The sequence below is a fragment of the Bythopirellula superficialaquae genome (genome assembly GCF_059632245.1).
On record NZ_CP197426.1, the window covers coordinates 2661840 to 2678461 of the forward strand.

13 protein-coding genes are annotated in these 16622 nt (G+C 54.2%); 8 read left to right on the plus strand and 5 right to left on the minus strand.

Annotated features, from left to right (window positions below; all coding sequences use genetic code 11):
• Window positions 1–55: 55 nt before the first annotated feature.
• On the plus strand, window positions 56–1999 hold the full coding sequence (locus SH678x_RS10895; RefSeq protein WP_496922939.1) for a preprotein translocase subunit SecA: 1944 nt from the start codon (window positions 56–58) through the stop codon (window positions 1997–1999).
• A gap of 74 nt (window positions 2000–2073) precedes the next feature.
• On the opposite strand, the gene SH678x_RS10900 is transcribed toward SH678x_RS10895, so the two are convergent.
• The 4 genes from SH678x_RS10900 to SH678x_RS10915 form a co-directional block, all read right to left on the minus strand.
• Entirely contained in the window at window positions 2074–3387 is a 1314-nt protein-coding gene (locus SH678x_RS10900) for a hypothetical protein (RefSeq protein WP_496922940.1), read from the minus strand.
• A 46-nt stretch (window positions 3388–3433) separates the two neighbouring features.
• Entirely contained in the window at window positions 3434–4036 is a 603-nt protein-coding gene (locus SH678x_RS10905) for a hypothetical protein (RefSeq protein WP_496922941.1), read from the minus strand.
• A 154-nt stretch (window positions 4037–4190) separates the two neighbouring features.
• On the minus strand, window positions 4191–5876 hold the full coding sequence (locus SH678x_RS10910) for a M2 family metallopeptidase (protein ID WP_496922942.1): 1686 nt from the start codon (window positions 5874–5876) through the stop codon (window positions 4191–4193).
• Between the two features lie 27 nt (window positions 5877–5903).
• A complete protein-coding gene (locus SH678x_RS10915) occupies window positions 5904–8147 on the minus strand; it encodes an FdhF/YdeP family oxidoreductase (RefSeq protein WP_496922943.1) in 2244 nt (747 codons plus the stop codon).
• Between the two features lie 164 nt (window positions 8148–8311).
• On the opposite strand from SH678x_RS10915, the gene aroA reads away from it, so the two are divergent.
• Entirely contained in the window at window positions 8312–9601 is a 1290-nt protein-coding gene (gene aroA, locus SH678x_RS10920) for a 3-phosphoshikimate 1-carboxyvinyltransferase (protein WP_496922944.1), read from the plus strand.
• Window positions 9602–9627: 26 nt separating this feature from the next.
• Here the strand turns inward: aroA and SH678x_RS10925 are convergent, their stop codons facing one another.
• Window positions 9628–9873 carry a response regulator gene (locus tag SH678x_RS10925; RefSeq protein ID WP_496922945.1) on the minus strand — a complete coding sequence of 82 codons (246 nt, stop codon included), beginning with the start codon at window positions 9871–9873 and terminating at the stop codon, window positions 9628–9630.
• Window positions 9874–10446: 573 nt separating this feature from the next.
• Between SH678x_RS10925 and SH678x_RS10930 the strand changes: the two genes are divergently transcribed.
• The 6 genes from SH678x_RS10930 to mqnC all read left to right on the plus strand — a co-directional run bounded on the left by SH678x_RS10930 (window position 10447) and on the right by mqnC (window position 16598).
• Window positions 10447–11436 (plus strand): hypothetical protein, encoded by a 990-nt coding sequence (locus SH678x_RS10930; RefSeq protein ID WP_496922946.1) that lies wholly within the window; start codon window positions 10447–10449, stop codon window positions 11434–11436.
• 53 nt (window positions 11437–11489) lie between these two features.
• Window positions 11490–12212: an ABC transporter ATP-binding protein gene (locus tag SH678x_RS10935; RefSeq protein WP_496922947.1), complete on the plus strand. Its 723-nt coding sequence runs from the start codon at window positions 11490–11492 to the stop codon at window positions 12210–12212.
• A gap of 8 nt (window positions 12213–12220) precedes the next feature.
• Window positions 12221–14035 (plus strand): putative ABC transporter permease subunit, encoded by a 1815-nt coding sequence (locus tag SH678x_RS10940; protein WP_496922948.1) that lies wholly within the window; start codon window positions 12221–12223, stop codon window positions 14033–14035.
• 61 nt (window positions 14036–14096) lie between these two features.
• Window positions 14097–14483 carry a rhodanese-like domain-containing protein gene (locus SH678x_RS10945; RefSeq protein WP_496922949.1) on the plus strand — a complete coding sequence of 129 codons (387 nt, stop codon included), beginning with the start codon at window positions 14097–14099 and terminating at the stop codon, window positions 14481–14483.
• 169 nt (window positions 14484–14652) lie between these two features.
• On the plus strand, window positions 14653–15462 hold the full coding sequence (locus SH678x_RS10950; RefSeq protein ID WP_496922950.1) for a menaquinone biosynthetic enzyme MqnA/MqnD family protein: 810 nt from the start codon (window positions 14653–14655) through the stop codon (window positions 15460–15462).
• On the plus strand, window positions 15459–16598 hold the full coding sequence (gene mqnC / locus SH678x_RS10955) for a cyclic dehypoxanthinyl futalosine synthase (protein ID WP_496922951.1): 1140 nt from the start codon (window positions 15459–15461) through the stop codon (window positions 16596–16598). Before SH678x_RS10950 ends, mqnC begins: the two co-directional genes overlap by 4 nt.
• The last annotated feature ends 24 nt before the right edge of the window (window positions 16599–16622 follow it).

Sequence of the window (16622 nt, forward strand, 5' to 3'; positions counted from 1 at the left end):
CATTCAGAGGGACTTATTCTCTTTCTCTGGTCCAGACATCTCGCGGTAGTCAAGCGTGTCGAAAATTCCCAGTGGTTTGAGTTGCACCATCCGAGCCAAGCTTGGAGATCATCTTGCCCGCTGCGCGAGTTATGTCCCGCTGGTCAACGCCCTTGAACCGCAGATGCAGCAGCTCAGCGACTACGACCTGCGCAAAACGAGCTTGGGATTGCGATATCGTGTCCGGAGCGGCGAATCGCTCGATAAGCTGCTCGTCGAGGCGTTTGCCCTCGTGCGTGAAGCAGGTCGCCGCAAAATGAATATGCGGCATTTCGACGTGCAAATTCTGGGCGGAGCGGCCGTGCATCATCGTTCGATTATCGAAATGCAAACCGGCGAAGGCAAAACGCTTACCGCGACATTGCCGATGTATCTGGCGGCACTCGAAGGTAAAGGCTCGCATCTGGCAACGGTGAATGATTACCTAGCCCGCCGCGACGCTGAATCGATGAAACCACTCTATTCCGCGTTGGGTATGACCGTGGGAGTGATTCAAGGCCAGCAACCGCAGCCTGAACGCCGCAAGGCCTACACCTGCGACGTGACCTACGGCACGGCCAACGAAATGGGCTTCGATTTTCTCCGCGATCGCTTGCTCATGCGATCCCAAGGTGAAGGCAATCAGGATTTGTTCGGCAAGATGCTGGGCACGGTGGGCGATGCCGCTGGCGATCAACCCGTACAGCGCGGTTTGCATTTCATGCTGGTGGACGAAGCCGACAGCATTCTCATCGACGAAGCTCGCACACCGCTCATTATAAGTGCGCTCCCCGGCGAAGACGAAAAAATCGCGACCGAAGCCTATCGCTGGGCTGCCGAGAGGCAGACCGATTTTATTGAAGACGAACACTACGTTTATGATCATGATGACAAAACCGTCGAGCTTTCACTCGCCGGGCGGCAACTTGTGCGGATGCTGCCCAAGCCGAGCGCGATGGATCGTTTGCCGTTGTCATCGATTTACGAATATATCCAGCGCGCAGTTAAAGTGGACCGCGAGATGTTTCTCAATCGGCAGTACGTAGTGCGAGACGGCGAAATCGTAATCGTCGACGAGTTCACAGGCCGCATGGCCGAGGGGCGCAAATGGCGGGCTGGGATTCATCAAGCGGTCGAAGCCAAGGAAGGGGTCGAAATCACGTTCGCCACGAATCAGGCGGCGCGGATCACGATCCAAGATTTATTTTTGCGCTATGAACGCCTGGGAGGGATGACTGGCACGGCCTCAACGAGCCGTGGCGAACTGAAAAAAATCTACCGCGTGAAGGTGGAATCGATTCCGACGAATCGCCCCCCGATTCGCAAGCAATTGCCAACGCAGGTCTACGGCACGATCGATCAAAAATGGTTGGGAGTCGTTGAGGATGCTATCGCCGAACACCAAAAAGGCCGGCCAGTTTTGATTGGCACACGCTCGATTGATAAGAGCGAGCACCTAGCCAATATGCTCGCTGAACGAGGTATCGAACCGGTTGTACTCAATGCAAAACACGTCGCACGTGAAGCCGAAATCGTCGCGGCTGCGGGGCAAGAAGGCAAAGTCACCGTGGCCACGAACATGGCGGGGCGTGGTACGGATATTCGATTAGGGCCAGGGGTGCATGAGCTTGGCGGCATTCACGTCATTTGCACGGAACTCCACGAAGCCAAGCGAATCGACCGCCAGTTGATTGGCCGCTGCGGCCGCCAAGGTGATCCTGGTTCGTACCGCCAGTTTCTCGCGCTCGATGACGAGATTTTGCTCTTGGGTTACGGTCCTAAGAAAGCAACGCGACTACGTGAGTTGGGCCTTCGCTCACAGGGAGCGCTCAAGTCGATGGAGCAGATTTTTCACAAAGCCCAGCGCCGTGTGGAACGACGGCACTTCCGCGATCGAAAAATTATGCTCTATCACGAAAAAGAACGGCAAAAAATTCAGCGCGCCATGGGCCAAGACCCGTATCTCGACACGCCAGGCTAAGAAGTTTTAACCGCTAATTCACGCTAATGATCGCTAATAAAAATTAGCGAATATCAGCGTCGATGAGTGGTTTACTATTTCTTGTTTTGGGCGAAGTTATAATCGAATGCGATTTGAGGAACTTCGATTTCGCCAATTTTGATGGCAGGGAACGAAATTCGGAAACCCTTGCGGTCGCTGCTCGCTTGATACTGAGCGGCTTTGCCGTCGATGGGATTTACGGGTAGTTTCCCGCCAAAGGTTGTGGCGACTTTTGTGAGATTGGGCGGGAAGAGTTCTCCCTCTCGCTGAGCACAAACGGCAAGCGTCACATCCAAAAGCCGGAAAGCGGCTTCGTGGGTCGCATAGAATGCAGCGATCTGGCCAGGGCTGAGCGTTTCAGCATTTCCTATTCGCAATAACTGATCGGCGAATTCCGTATGGACTTTTTGTCCTGTGAGAATGGCTTGTTGTGGTGGCAAAGCCAACGCCGCGAGCGTTCGTGCATAATATTGCCTGTTGACTTCTCGCATGTGATCAGCGAATTTGTCGAACTCTTCGGCGCTCGTGAAAACCGAGTCCGGCACGCCGTGTTTGATGGCCTGCGATTTGGCGAACTCTTGCCAATCGGCAACGTCTTCGGCTTCTGGCTCATCGGTAATCGTCGCCAGCAAAATTTCTGGCCAATTGCCGTTCGGATAAGCTGCTTGGAGTTGAGTGATCCGCAAATCCACGATCGCGGCTTCGGTATTGATCGCGTTGAGCGGCGATACCGATCCGGAGTTGGCTGCCAACAGCGACAGCCGCGCTGACGCAGTCAGTTTATGATCCGGGCAATGAGTGGCCCAGGTGACGAGGCTGTAATAACCTGTTTCGAGAATGCGAATTCCTTTGGCGGATTCCCCCAGTGTAGGCTGCTCGGTGAGATGCTGTCCCATCCGCACGACACTAAGATACGTTTCCGCAGCATCGGCCCATTGTTCATTTCCCTGCTGCTGCATACCGTACAGCGAAATCAGCTTGGCCAATTGCCCCAGCGATTCCACATGCGGCAAAAGAATTGCCGATCCGTAGGCGCGCAAATCGGTGCCAAAATCAGCCGCGCTCTGTTGCGTGCCGATCATCCCAGCACGCAAAGCATGGCGACCCTGAAAAAGAAGCTGCGAGATTTTGTTTTGTTGATCGCTCGTCATGTCAGGCGTAACGAGTTTCCACAGCGGTTCGTCGAGCAATTTTCTTAACTCAGGATCGACATTGTCGAGAAACAGAATCGCCCGTTGGTAGTGCAAGGCCGCATTGCTCGAGCCATTGGGAAGCGGCTGGCGAATTTCTTGGGCGTGTGCTGAGCCTAACAGCATTAAGGCGCTGAGCATCAGGCCAAGAAAACGAGATAAGCAATGAGAGTTCATATTTGAAACGTCTGCTATGTTTAGTGGGTCAAATCGTAGCGCAATTTTAATAGACGAACCACGGGCTAAAACTGCGCAGAATTTCCGCGCGGGCCACATCTCGACTTGAAACGAGGGGTTTCAGCGCTCGGGCATACTGCGGGTCGGAAAACGGCTTTTGGACGGGCTGCTGAGGTTGCCGCATCGGAGTATTCGTCACGGGCCGCCCCGACGAGACATTGCTGCGAGTTGCCACGGGATTGCGAAAGCCGCCGACATTTTGCCCGGGCAAATTTCCTCGCGAAGTATCACGCCGTAGATTTGACCAGCGGGCTTCTTCCTGCTGCACCTGGGCGCGTTGAGCTTGATGTTGAAGCAGCCAAGTTTGCATTTGCTCGGGAGACATCGCTTTAAGGTCGGCCATATACTGAGCGGCTTGCTCGTCAGTAATCTGGGCGGACCTTTGGAACGTCAACTCCATGTGAGCCCGCGCTTCGAGCATCTCGGGGCTGTTCCAAATCTGTTCTCGCGCGGCATCCATTTCCCCAGTAGTGGTCGACGGATGAGGACTGTCACCGACGGGTTGCTGTGCCACGGAAATCAAGGGCCGGATGCAGAGACATCCTGCCAACAACGAGCCAGCGATGAATAGGCTCACAAATCGTTTCATGGCCATGCCTTGGGGAAGCGTAATTCAAAGAGGATGAGTGTACAGAATTTTACATTCCGCAGCGAACTAAACTCTTAGCGTAAGTTGAGCGTTGCCAGCAAGCAAGTCTTTGCCAGCAAGATTCATCCTAAACGGGAACTGCTTAACGAATTGCTTACTCACCGAATTCCGCCGCAAAGGCTTTGGCATTGAGTTCCTCGCCGGTGGCATGCTTGGTGAGCTCGTTCCAGGGAAGCATCACGCCGGGATCGAAGACTTTTGCCTGCATGAACTCGCCGACACGTGGGTCGCGTGTGTAGATGGCTTGGGCCGGATCGCCGGGAAGTTTCAATTCTTTGGCAATCGCTTCGTGGACTTGGCAGGCAAACAGTTCGCCCATCATGTAGTTGTGGTAATATGCGGGGGCCGTGACGATGTGAATCTTGCTTGCAAAATCGGGTGCATTGCGATCCTTGGGTCGCTTCACGAGTTGATACCGCTCGACCAGATCCCACCATAGTTTGTTCAAGTCTTGATCGGGATTTTCATACATGGCCATTTCAAAGCGGTACATCACCTGACACCAACGCGAGAAGATCAACAACTTGTCGCGTCGCATGCGATGGCTCGCGGCGGTGTAGGCCGCGGGGTCGTCGACTTTCACACCATAGGCTTTGAGCCAGTCGGCACTCGTGGCGAAACGCTCGAACATCATGGCCACCCCTTCGGTGGTGAGAATGTGCGAATTCACCCGCAGCAAGTAAGGGAGCGAGCTGGGGATGTACTTACTCGTGTAAACCGAATGGCCCAACTCATGCAGCATCGTTCCCATCCAATATTCGTTGGGAACGATATTGGCCAGTACGCGCACGTCTCCTTCGCGGTCGATGTCGGTGCAAAAGGCGTGCGGGCTCTTGCCCGGTTTTTCGTAGAGATCGCTCCGCTCGATTACATCGTCGATCGGCAAGCCAATGCCTTGATAAAACTCACGGCAGATTTGGAGAATATCGGCCTGTGCAAACGGCCCACTGAGGTCGACCTCATAGACGGCGGGAGGCTCTTGAAAGAATGGGTCGTGATAATGCCAGGGCTGCAATTCATCCACGGGGATATTGCTATACACAGCCAGCGAGGCATCAATTTCCTGCTTCGCATTGGCATAAGGTTCGCGCGTGAGCTCATCGAGTTCGTCAAAAAGCGCCAACACTTGAGCGGGATCTTGCTCGTTGATCGCCAGCTGCATCACATGATAATTCTTGAACCCTAGTTGCTGCGCCGCCTGATTGCGCATCTTGACGAGCTCGCGCAAATCCTCGGCAACTTTTTCACCGACCAGCTTGTAGCCTTCCCACACGGCCTGCCGCTCGGCGGAATCCTGACTTTTGAGCAGCACTTCGCGAACCTGGCTGTCAGTGAGCGACTTGTCGCCAACCGGCGCGCGGAAAGTGTTGAACGTTTTTTCAATTTCGTTGGCTTTCGACGACATGCGGTTGAGCAGTTTGATATCGACTTGCTTGCCCAGGTACAACAGATAAAGCAACTCGATTTGGCGGGCCACTTGAGGATCATCGATCTGTGCTGCCTTAATGAGTTTGAGCTTTGCGAAATCTTCCTTAGAAGCCAAAAGCTCGTTCAGTTGCTTATCGAGAGCTTCCTTTGACGCAAACGCTTCATCACTGCCGGTGGTGTTGGCATCCCACCACGCGCGGCTGAGAGCGATTTCGATGGGGACGACGGTCTCTTCGTAATGCTTGATGAAATCCCGCGCCGCGACGGTGTTGTCTTGGGCGGAACTGGTTGTGCTATTCGTTACTATTATCATCGTGACTAAGGCGACTAACGCAGAAAAATGATGAAGCATAAAACCTTTCCTTGGATTGATTGATCGCTAAGCCACAAGTGATGGTTCAGGAGTTAAGGTTACGACCACGCACTTGAATGCAGGAGTTTTGCTATCGGGGTCGAGATGACGACTGACCAGGACATTGCATTCGGGATAGTACATGGCCGCGTTGCCTGGTTTGATTTGGGGGAAGCCATGAATACGCACACCGTTCATCGAGCCTGCCGGCCCGTGGACAGACACCGTTGCAGATTCTTCCAATCCGAAGACCGCAACATCATCGGGGTGAAGCAAAATAACTCGACGATCGGGCACGCCGCGATAGAGATCGTAATCCTCATACACGACGGTATTGAACTGCCCTTCACTACGAATTGTCATGAGGCGCAGTTCGCCAGGGATAGCCCCATAAAGTTCGGGTAATTCGTGGGTGTGCAACACAGCCTTGCCATCGGGAGTCGGAAAACTGGGCTCGTGGATCGTGCGGCCGGCGATTTGGAATTCTTCCTTCGTACGGTCGATGTCTTTGATTTTGTCGAAACCGGGCACAATGGCTGAGATTGCTTCTCGGATGCGGCCTGTGTTGCGCATGGATTTCCAATCGATGGATTTCAAACCAGCTTTTACGCAGCCCGCTGCACCGCCCGCTGAAGCGGGCTCGCCTGTGGCGATATTGTGCGCGATTGTGGCGATGACTTCGACTTCGCTTTTGGGGCCCGCGTGGCGGCGTGGGCCTCCGTCACTCAATCGCACGAGATTGAACATCGACTCTTGTGTGGTTGCTTGTGGTTCTTCATCGCGCGCGAGCACGGGCAGAATAATCGTTTCGCGTGCCAAACCATAAGCATGGCCCGTGTTGAGAGTTGTGCTCAAATAGACGAGCATATCGAGCTTCTCGAGAGATTTTTGCGCGAATGTGGCGTCGGGATTGGAACCGTACAGATTTCCACCCAAGCACAAACCGAACTTCAGTTTGCCCGCCGCGGCCTGTTCCATGCAGCTCATCGTGTCGAGCCCCGGCGTCGTGGGGAGTGTCACACCAAAATGAGATTGCAACCTGTCAAAAATCGCATCTTTCAGTTTCGGAGTGACGCCAACTGAACCGATCCCCTGCACATTGGAATGCCCGCGAATCGGTAATAATCCTGCACCGGGACGACCTACCATCCCCCGCATTAGTGCCAAGTTAGCAATGGCCTGTACGTTTTGCACGCCGTGAGCGTGGTGCGTGATGCCCATCGTCCAACTAAACACGGCATTCTGAGATTTTGTATACCGCTGCGCGATCCCATCGATCTCTTCAAACGTAACGCCTGACTTTGAGATGATCTCGCCCCAAGAGGTCTCGGCGAGGTTTTCTTTCAACGCCGGCCAGTTGTTGCAGTATTGTTCCAAGAAGCTCGGTAGATGGGCATTCAGCTCGACGATCCTTTTGGCAATGCCCGTAAGCATCGCGAGATCCCCACCAATGTGTGGCTGCACATAAAGGCTGGCGATCTTGGTTCCAAAAAATAGCGAACGCAAATCACTCGGCACGCGAAAATTCATGAGGCCCGTTTCCGCAATGGGATTGATGACGATCACTTCCCCACCACGACGACGGACTTCCATTAAGGTGCGCATCAGCCGCGGGTGATTGCTGGCCGGGTTGCCGCCGATTACAAAGACCAAATCCGCTGCGTCGAGATCCTCGAGCGCAATCGTGGCCGTGCCGCTGCCGGTGCTGCTTGTGAGCCCCACGCCGCTGGCTTGATGGCAATAAAAGCTGCAATTGTTGACGTTGTTCGTGCCGTAGAGCCGCGCGAACATCTGCAGCAGGAATCCAGCTTCGTTGCTGCTGCGGCCACTGAAATACCAAAAGGTCTCATCGGCAGAGAGTTCTCGTAATTTACTGGCGATTCGTTGATAGGCACTTTCCCAAGAAATTGGTTGATAACAACGTAACTCTGGTGAGTAGAGCAAAGGATGCGTCAGTCGACCGCAGTTTTCCAACTCGCGCGGTGTGAATTGTTTGAGCTCATCGGGGGTGTACTTTTGCCAGAAGTCGGTGTTGATCGCCCCCTGCATGTCGGCGACCATGGCTTGCAGAGATTTCTTACAGACCTCGGGGAAGTGGCCTTGCTCGTTGACCATGCCGCCGCGTTGCCCACCCATGCCTAGGGCGCAGGTCTTGCAAGCGTTTTTGGAACGCATCGCCTTCCATAGTTTCCAAAGCCCGCCTGCTTCGCGGCCTTTCCGTAGCGTGTACCAAATGGCTGGCCAGCCGCCGCCGGAAGAAACTTTTTTCATGGGAAGCGCGAGGGTGTGTGGTGGAGTGCGTCGACGGAATTGGCTTGCGGGTGGCAGAAGAGTGTTAGTCGCGATATTCTAGTCCTAAGCATACACGCCGAGCGTCAAACGACCAATCGCGCGTGGGCGGCGATTTTCACTAAGATTTCTTAATTCACCGATTTATGTCCGCTGAGATCGAGATACAACCTGTCGCGGGGCTGATTCGTGGCCAAGTGCGTCCCCCGGGGTCTAAGAGCATCACCAATCGCGCGCTAGTTTGCGCCGCGCTTGCGCAGGGTGAGTCGTTGCTCACCGGGGCACTCGACAGCGAAGATACCCATGTGATGATCGCCGGGCTCAAGCAGTTGGGGATCGATGTTGAAGTGAACGATGCTGGCGAGACACTTCGCGTGCAGGGCTGCGGAGGAAAAATTCCCGCCAAGGAAGCTGATATTTTCGTCGGCAATAGCGGTACGACGATTCGCTTTCTCACGGCGCTGGTGACCTTGGGACAAGGCAAGTATCGGTTGGATGGAATCGAGCGTATGCGTGAGCGCCCGATTGTCGATTTGGTCGACGCACTCAATCAGCTGGGGGCAAAGGTCGTTTGTGATGGGGCCCAAGGTTGTCCCCCTGTTGTTGTGCACGCGGATGGCCTCGATGGGGGCTCGGCAGAGGTGCGCGGTGATATTTCGAGTCAATTCCTAAGTGGGCTTCTAATGGCCGCTCCGTGTGCCAAGAATTCTGTGACCTTGAATGTCGTCGGCACGCTCGTTTCGATTCCTTACGTGGCGATGACGCTCAAAGTCATGCAATCGTTCGGTATTGAGACCATTCCTGCTAGCGATTATTCCAAGATCGAGATTCCAAGCGTCGGCAACTACACCGCTACCAATTATGACATTGAGCCTGATGCCTCGGCGGCGAGTTATTTTTGGGCTGCTGCTGCGGTGACTGGAGGTGAAGTCACGGTCAAAGGCTTGAGCCGTGAAAGCATGCAAGGCGACGTTGCTTTCGTGGAATGCCTGGCCCAGATGGGCTGCAAAGTTCATCACGAAAACGATTCGATCATGGTGATCGGCATGCCGCTGCAGGGAATTGACATCGATATGAACGGCATCAGTGATACCGTGCAAACGCTGGCGGTGGTGGCGCTGTTTGCCGAAGGGACTACGCGGATTCGCAACGTTGGCCACATCCGCCATAAAGAGACGGATCGCATCGCTGCCGTGGCGACGGAATTAAGAAAACTCGGTGCCGACGTTATCGAACACGCCGAAGGCTTAGATATTACGCCCGGACCACTGCGTGCAGCTGCGATCGACACCTATAACGACCACCGGATGGCAATGAGTTTTGCGATTGCGGGGTTAGTACAGCCCGGCGTGGTCATCCTAAATCCGGGCTGCACTGCCAAAACGTACCCACGGTTTTTCGACGATCTAGCGAGATTGGTCGCAAAGGCGAATTGATTAAAATTGCCTAATCCGTGAAGAGCCTAATCGAGTGCGTAACAGCTCTCTTCAGATTTGTTAACCTTCACCGCTTGCAAAAGCTCTTCAGCACGCGCTAGCAAATTGAGCGACGATTCGCTGGCACCGTCAGAGAAATAAGGGGGATCGCTCGTATCGAACTGAGCCGAGCAATGTTTGCAGGATACCATCTTCCCGAGGTATTCGACCCGCACTTCGAGGGACCTGCCGCAAGTAGGGCAACTACGAATGAAATAAGCACCACTTGGCATAGATTACCTCCTGTTAAAGCTTGTTCGTCCAGAAACAATCCATGGCCGCGCTGGTTAATAACGTAACTGATCCAATATCGAAATGCAATTCCTGACAGCACGACTTTGTGTCATTAAAACTTGGTTAATTTTCATACAAAGTGCAGTCGCTGCATCCAGGTTATAACCCAGACACCCTAACAGTTGTGGGATGCTAGTTAGGATTCAAAATCCTTATTACGGGTCATAAAGCACAAGATACTGGAAGAGTTGACAGCGCGAACCGTCTGTCGGTTCAGCCAACTATGCAAGAAATGGGCCAACAAAGCCGCATCCAAGTAAATATCACAATGATCGATCCTATACGGAGAAAATTCACAGTTGTTCACTGTGTTTTTGTAAATTTGCGATATTCTGTCGCAATTACGCGAGAAGTCGGATAGAATGCAAGCCGGATCAGGAATAGAAGTGGCGCTGCCCCGCTCGACCCGGGCCATCGTGAACCAATTTCCAAGCCAACCAGACCTAGAGTTGTGTAGGTCGTGTTGAGTTTGGAACTAACTACTGGGCTTTCCTTACCCTGGAGCCGCGCCCATGGCCAATAAGATTTTTGTGTTAGCTGTGGTTGTGCTGTGGTTATGCAGCATGACTTGGCTATTCACGGATCGCATTCTACCCACCTTTCAAGATGGGCAACCTCCTGCTATCGAAACCTACGAAAACGGCCAAGCCGTGGCGTGGAATGTCGAATGGGAAGGCAAGAATGTCGGCAAAGCGGCCAGCGTTCGCGTACCGGGGGCCGGTGGTAGCGTCGAACTTCACAACCGCATTTCTCTCAAAGAAATGCCGATAATCGATCTCGCTCCTGCTTGGATGCGCATGGCCGTGCCCAGTCTGGGTGAAATGTCGTTCGATGTGATCTCGCGGGTTGAATTCGATTCGCTCGGGAACTTTGCTTCTTTTGACAGCAAGGTGATGCTCAACGAAATGCCTTCGGTGCTGCGGCTCTCTGGACGGGTGAAAGATTCATATTTGCGGCTCAACGTGATTTCGGGCCAGCTTCCGTACGAAGTGCCGATCTACATGCCCGATAGCAAGTCGCTTAACGAAATGCTGTTTCCCGATGCCCGGCTCCCTTATATGTATGTCGGCCGCCATTGGCAGGAAGAAGTCTACAGCCCGTTCCGCGCACCCGGTGAACCGACCGAATTGATCCATGCCGAAGTGGTTGGCGAAGAGCAGATTGAATTTGGAAAGGAGTCGCGTCGTGTGCTGAAGGTGGAATACCACGGCATTATCGGCTCGGGCATTTCCGACAAGGCGCGGTTACAGGCAGTTTCTTGGGTCGAGCCCGAAGGAACCGTGCTGCGTCGCGACGTGTTCTTGGGAACTGCCCGCCTCCGTTTCAATCGCCTTTCTGACAAGCAATCCGCGGCGATTGGTCAAGAACTATTTGACCAAATCGTTGATCTGGAACCGGTTGTGTTCTCGAAGCATCAAAAAGTGGAGCGTTTGTCTCCCACTCCCTTGGTCGACATGCTCAACGGGGGATCGCCCTTTTCCCCGGCCACGACGAATCCTTGAGCAGAACTGCTCGGGCGATAATAATCGTAAGTGTGTCAGAACCGCTTCCTCCCATGATCAGCTTCGAAGACGTCACCCGCGCCTATGGCAATCGGGTTGCCGTTGATCGCTTGAACCTGACGCTGGGCAAAGGGGAATTGCTCGCCCTGTTGGGCCACAACGGCGCGGGAAAGACGACATCGATTAAAATGCTGGTGGGATTACTGAAGCCGAGCGAGGGGCAGGTTCGCGTCGGGCCGTATGTCGTTAGCGAAAATCCTCGCGAAGCCAGCCGGCTCATCGGCTATGTCCCCGATCAGCCTTATTTGTACGAAAAACTTTCCGGGCGGGAATTCCTGGAATTCGTCGCGGAACTCTATGGCCTCTCCGCCACGGAAGTTCGTAATGCGGTCGATCGCGAAGCCGAACGCTTTCAACTCGGGCCATTTCTCAATCGGCTCACCGAAAGTTATTCCCACGGTATGAGGCAACGCACGGTGTTTGCTGCGGCGTTGATTCATCAGCCCGAAGTGCTGGTGGTCGACGAACCGATGGTGGGGCTCGATCCGCAGAGCATTCGGTTGGTGAAAGATCTACTGCGCGCTTATGCCGACAGCGGCCGCACGGTGTTGATGTCGACTCATACATTGCAGATCGCCGAGGAAATTTGCGACCGCGTAGCTGTAATGAAGGCCAGCCAGCTGGTGTTCAGTGGACCGATGGCGGAATTGCGACAGCGTATCCCCGAAACCGACGGCCATCTGGAATCGCTCTATTTGGCGCTGACAAAGGATTAAGCACTGCGATGGCTACGGCGGACGTTCCTTTTCAGCCCGATTATCTGGCCGACGTCGAGCGGCTGCCGACGCATGAACGCGAAGGACGGCTGTTTTGGAAACTGCGCTTGCGCGAGTCGCGTAGCCAGCTCAAGCATCTGTTCACCCATTCGCGGATGCGGACCAGCTTGGTAATCTCGCTGAGCATCTTTTTCTGGGCCGGCTTGTTCGCACTCTTTTACATGGGCTTTTCGTTTGTGGTGTCCAACGTCGGCCCACCTGGGGCGACCTATCACGCACAAACCGTGCAGTTTGTTTTCACGCTGTTCTTCATGTCGCTGCAAGTGATGCTGATATTTTCCGCTGGCATCATTCTGTACGGTGGGCTTTATGCGTCGAATGAAACATCCCTGTTGATGACGCTTCCCGTACGCGATTCGCGGCTTGTTTACTATCGCTTTCAAGAAGCACTGTTCTTCAGCAGTTGGGGCTTCTTTCTGCTGGCCAGCCCTATGATGGTCGCCTACGGCTTGGTCGTGAAAGCCCCCTGGTATTACTACGCGTATCTGCCGGCGCTGATGATTTCGTTCGCATACATTCCTTGCTCAATCGGAGCTATTGCCTGTCTGATTCTCATCAGCCGCGTGCCGCATCTGCGACGGATAATCGTCGGCGCGATCGCGCTCGTGGTCGTGGCTATCGCCTACAGTTCCATTTGGCACACGCTGGATATTGATAACGCCGATCTCTTGGGCACGGCGTGGTTCAAGCAAACTTTCCAGCGGTTTGAATTCACGCGCGGGGAATGGCTGCCCAGCACGTGGCTGAGTAACGGACTGCTGGATGCCGCTCGTCGGCAGAGCGATGATTACAACGATCTCCCTTGGTTGGATAGCGGTAAGTATCTCGTCGTACTCGTGTCGAACGCGCTTTTCTTTCATTTGGTGTTATTGTGGATCGGTGGGCTTGTCTTTCGCGATAGCTATTACGGCCTGAATTCTCGTCAGGCTCGTGAAGCCCACGCCGGCATGATTTGGATCGATCGTTTTTTTGAAAAGCTGATGTTCTTTCTGCCGCGTGAAACGCAACTGTTGATCATCAAAGACATCCGCCTGTTTCGCCGCGACCCCGTGCAATGGTCGCAATTCATTATCTTCTTTGGCCTGTTGATGCTCTACTTTGCCAACATCGATCGCTTTCGTCAGCATCGGGCCGATCTGAGCATCATGACGTGGGTCAATATCGTCAGTTTTTTGAATCTGGCCGTCGTGGGGCTGATTCTTTCGACGTTCACCACACGATTTATCTACCCGCTGATCAGTCTTGAAGGACGACGGTTTTGGATTTTGGGACGCTTGCCGATCAAACGTGACACGATTCTGTGGGGCAAGTTTGTCTTCGCGGCGTGCGGATCGTGGTTCCCCTGCGCGGCCCTGGTGCTGGCCAGCGATATATTGCTCGACGTGTCGCTGCTGGTGACACTGGTGCATCAATTTATCAGCGTGCTGTTGTGCATCGGACTGTCAGGTATGGCCGTGGGATTGGGGGCGATCATGCCCGATTTCCACGAGCAATCGCCCTCGAAAATCGCGGCAGGCTTTGGCGGGACGCTCAATTTGGTGCTAAGCGCGATTTATATTTTGCTGGTCGTGTTGATGACCGCCCTTCCGTGCCATTTTTATCTGCTCACCAGCGATGCCGATCTGCAATCACAAATCGGTCATCCCGGCAATTTGCAACTATGGGTCGGTCTAGGACTCGCAGGAGTGATTATCCTCGCAGCGATCGTCACGATCATTCCCTTACGCAGTGGTTTGAAGGCGTTTCGGGAATTGGAGGTGTAAATCTTGCCGTTGCCATCCGGGCCAGTCGCCATACAATTGCGAAACAACTTAGGAGGAGGCCATGATCAGTATTCTGTTAGCGATTGCCGTTGGCCTAGCCACGACCGCGATTGAGTTCACCGATGATTCGCTGGCGCGAGTCAAAGAAAATATCACAAAGAAGAAGGCCGTGCTCGTCGACGTGCGTTCCAAGGATGAGTGGGACAAAGGCCACGTCGCAGGCGCGATTTTTCTACCGATCGACACCTTGGAAGAATTGCCCGCCGAGAAAGTCGCGAAGATTCTTCCCAAGGATCGAATCTTGTATACGCATTGCGTTATCGGCATGCGAGCCGAAGCTGCGGGCGAAATCCTCGAAGAGCAAGGCTACAAGGTCCGCGTGCTTAAGCCGGGATATAAAGAATTAATCGAGGCGGGTTTTAAGAAGCACGATGAAAGTCCGCGATAGTGGCATGCCCGAACCTAGTTTCGACATTTTGCGCTGAGTTAATTGCGACACTCTATCTGCGGGTAACCTCGTGGGAAGCGACCACAAAAGCCGCCGATGCAGTCCGCCTAGTCGGCCCTCCACAGGCCCTCTATAATCGCTGCATCGGCCCGCTTTCCACGAATATCCCATGAATACCTCGCACGACAATTCTGAACTTCGCATCGGTGCGGTCACCTATCTCAACACCAAGCCGCTGGTTTATGGCCTCGCGGAAATGCTTCCTGATGCCGAGCTTGTATTCGACTATCCAAGCCGCTTAGCCGATGCGCTTGCCGCGGCAGAACTCGACATCGCGCTAGTCCCCTCGGCGGAAATGCTCGCCCATCCCGATTGGACGATTGTTTCCGATGCCTGCATCGCATGCCGCGGACCCGTGCTGAGCGTAAAACTTTTGTTTCGCGTGCCTCCCGAACAGGTTCGCACTTTGGCGCTCGACGAAGGTTCACGCACAAGTGCCGTGCTGTCGCAAATTTTGTTACGCGAACTTGCCGGCGTGAAACCAAGGCTTACCAGCTTGCCGTTGGGGCAGGAAGCCACGCAAATCGATGCCGATGCGGTTCTCGTGATCGGTGACCGGGCGATTCGCTCGCCCGACGACGAGTTTATTGAAGTTTGGGATCTCGGCGACCGTTGGTGCCGCTGGGCGGAACTTCCGTTCGTGTTTGCCATGTGGGTCGCGCGACCGGGCATCGATTCGGTTGCCGCGGAAAAAGCGTTCACTGCCGCACGAGATCGTGGCTGCGAGAATCTGGCGGAGATCGCCCGCGAGCAGGCGATTGCGATGCAGCTTCCTTATGATTTAGTATTTGAATATCTGTCGCGGAATTTGCATTTTGAACTTGGTGGCCGAGAACGCCGCGGGTTGCAATTGTTCCGCGAAAAGGCGTTGTCTCACGGATTAATTTCTCACAATTGCGAAGGAGTTGTGCGGCGATGATTGCTCAACCTTCGATCCCTTACATTCTCGACAAAGCCGTGGCCGGTGAACGGATCACAGCCGACGAAGCACTGCGCTTGTTGGAATCCCACGATCTGGCCTCACTCGGCCGCGCGGCGGATGAAGTCACGCGCCGGCTGCATCCCGAGAACTATCGCACCTACAACATCGACCGCAACATCAACTACACAAACGTCTGCACGGCAGTTTGTGATTTTTGTGCCTTCTATCGTACGCCCAAATCGAACGAAGGTTACACGCTCGACCGCGGCCAGCTGTTGCAGAAGATCCAAGAAACGGTCGAAATCGGCGGCGATCAAATTCTGCTGCAAGGGGGCCTTCACCCGGAATACAAACTGGAATGGTATGAGGAAATGCTCCGCGACATCAAACGCGAGTTTCCTCAAGTGAACATCCACGGTTTTAGCCCGCCTGAGATTTATCACTTCACCAAAGTTTGCAAACTGCCCACTCGTGAAGTGCTGGAGCGACTTAAGGCTGCAGGGTTGGGTAGCCTCCCCGGCGGTGGCGCGGAAATATTGGTCGATCGCGTGCGGCATGCTATCACTCGCGGCAAAGTGCTGACCGACGATTGGCTCAACGTGAATCGTGTTTGGCATGAATTGGGTGGCCGCAGCACGGCGACCATGATGTTCGGCCACGTCGAAACGCTGGCCGAGCGCGTCGAGCACTTGGATCGCTTGCGCGAACTGCAAGACGAAACTGGCGGTTTCACGGCATTTATTTGTTGGACCTTTCAGCCCGATCACACCGAGATGTCGAACGTCCCCCCGGCGGGTTCGTTTGAATATTTGAAAACCAATGCGGTCGCGCGGTTGTATCTCGATAACTTCGCCAACATTCAGTCCAGCTGGGTCACTCAAGGGCTCAAGATTGGCCAGATGGCGTTGCTTTATGGTGCGAACGACATGGGCAGCCTCATGATCGAGGAAAACGTTGTCGCCGAGGCGGGGACCGTTTATCACCTGACGCTCGATGAAATTCGCGGTGCCATCGCGGAACTCGGTTACGAGCCCCGGCAGCGGAATGTCTTTTACGAGTTGATCGACCGTCCGGTCGAATCGATTGTGCGGCCTGGTAGTGCGAACCTTCGCAGCCTGCCCATCGTAAACTGAATCGGGCCAAGAACTTGCTTCGCA

Excerpts from the sequence above, each read along its gene's own strand:
- SH678x_RS10915 (WP_496922943.1), bottom strand. The coding sequence starts at position 8,147 with ATGAAAAAAGTTTCTTCCGGCGGCGGCTGGCCAGCCATTTGGTACACG.
- SH678x_RS10925 (WP_496922945.1), bottom strand. The coding sequence starts at position 9,873 with ATGCCAAGTGGTGCTTATTTCATTCGTAGTTGCCCTACTTGCGGCAGG.
- SH678x_RS10900 (WP_496922940.1), bottom strand. The coding sequence starts at position 3,387 with ATGAACTCTCATTGCTTATCTCGTTTTCTTGGCCTGATGCTCAGCGCC.
- SH678x_RS10940 (WP_496922948.1), top strand. The coding sequence starts at position 12,221 with ATGGCTACGGCGGACGTTCCTTTTCAGCCCGATTATCTGGCCGACGTC.
- SH678x_RS10935 (WP_496922947.1), top strand. The coding sequence starts at position 11,490 with ATGATCAGCTTCGAAGACGTCACCCGCGCCTATGGCAATCGGGTTGCC.
- SH678x_RS10905 (WP_496922941.1), bottom strand. The coding sequence starts at position 4,036 with ATGAAACGATTTGTGAGCCTATTCATCGCTGGCTCGTTGTTGGCAGGA.
- SH678x_RS10950 (WP_496922950.1), top strand. The coding sequence starts at position 14,653 with ATGAATACCTCGCACGACAATTCTGAACTTCGCATCGGTGCGGTCACC.
- SH678x_RS10930 (WP_496922946.1), top strand. The coding sequence starts at position 10,447 with ATGGCCAATAAGATTTTTGTGTTAGCTGTGGTTGTGCTGTGGTTATGC.
- SH678x_RS10910 (WP_496922942.1), bottom strand. The coding sequence starts at position 5,876 with ATGCTTCATCATTTTTCTGCGTTAGTCGCCTTAGTCACGATGATAATA.
- SH678x_RS10945 (WP_496922949.1), top strand. The coding sequence starts at position 14,097 with ATGATCAGTATTCTGTTAGCGATTGCCGTTGGCCTAGCCACGACCGCG.
- aroA (WP_496922944.1), top strand. The coding sequence starts at position 8,312 with ATGTCCGCTGAGATCGAGATACAACCTGTCGCGGGGCTGATTCGTGGC.
- mqnC (WP_496922951.1), top strand. The coding sequence starts at position 15,459 with ATGATTGCTCAACCTTCGATCCCTTACATTCTCGACAAAGCCGTGGCC.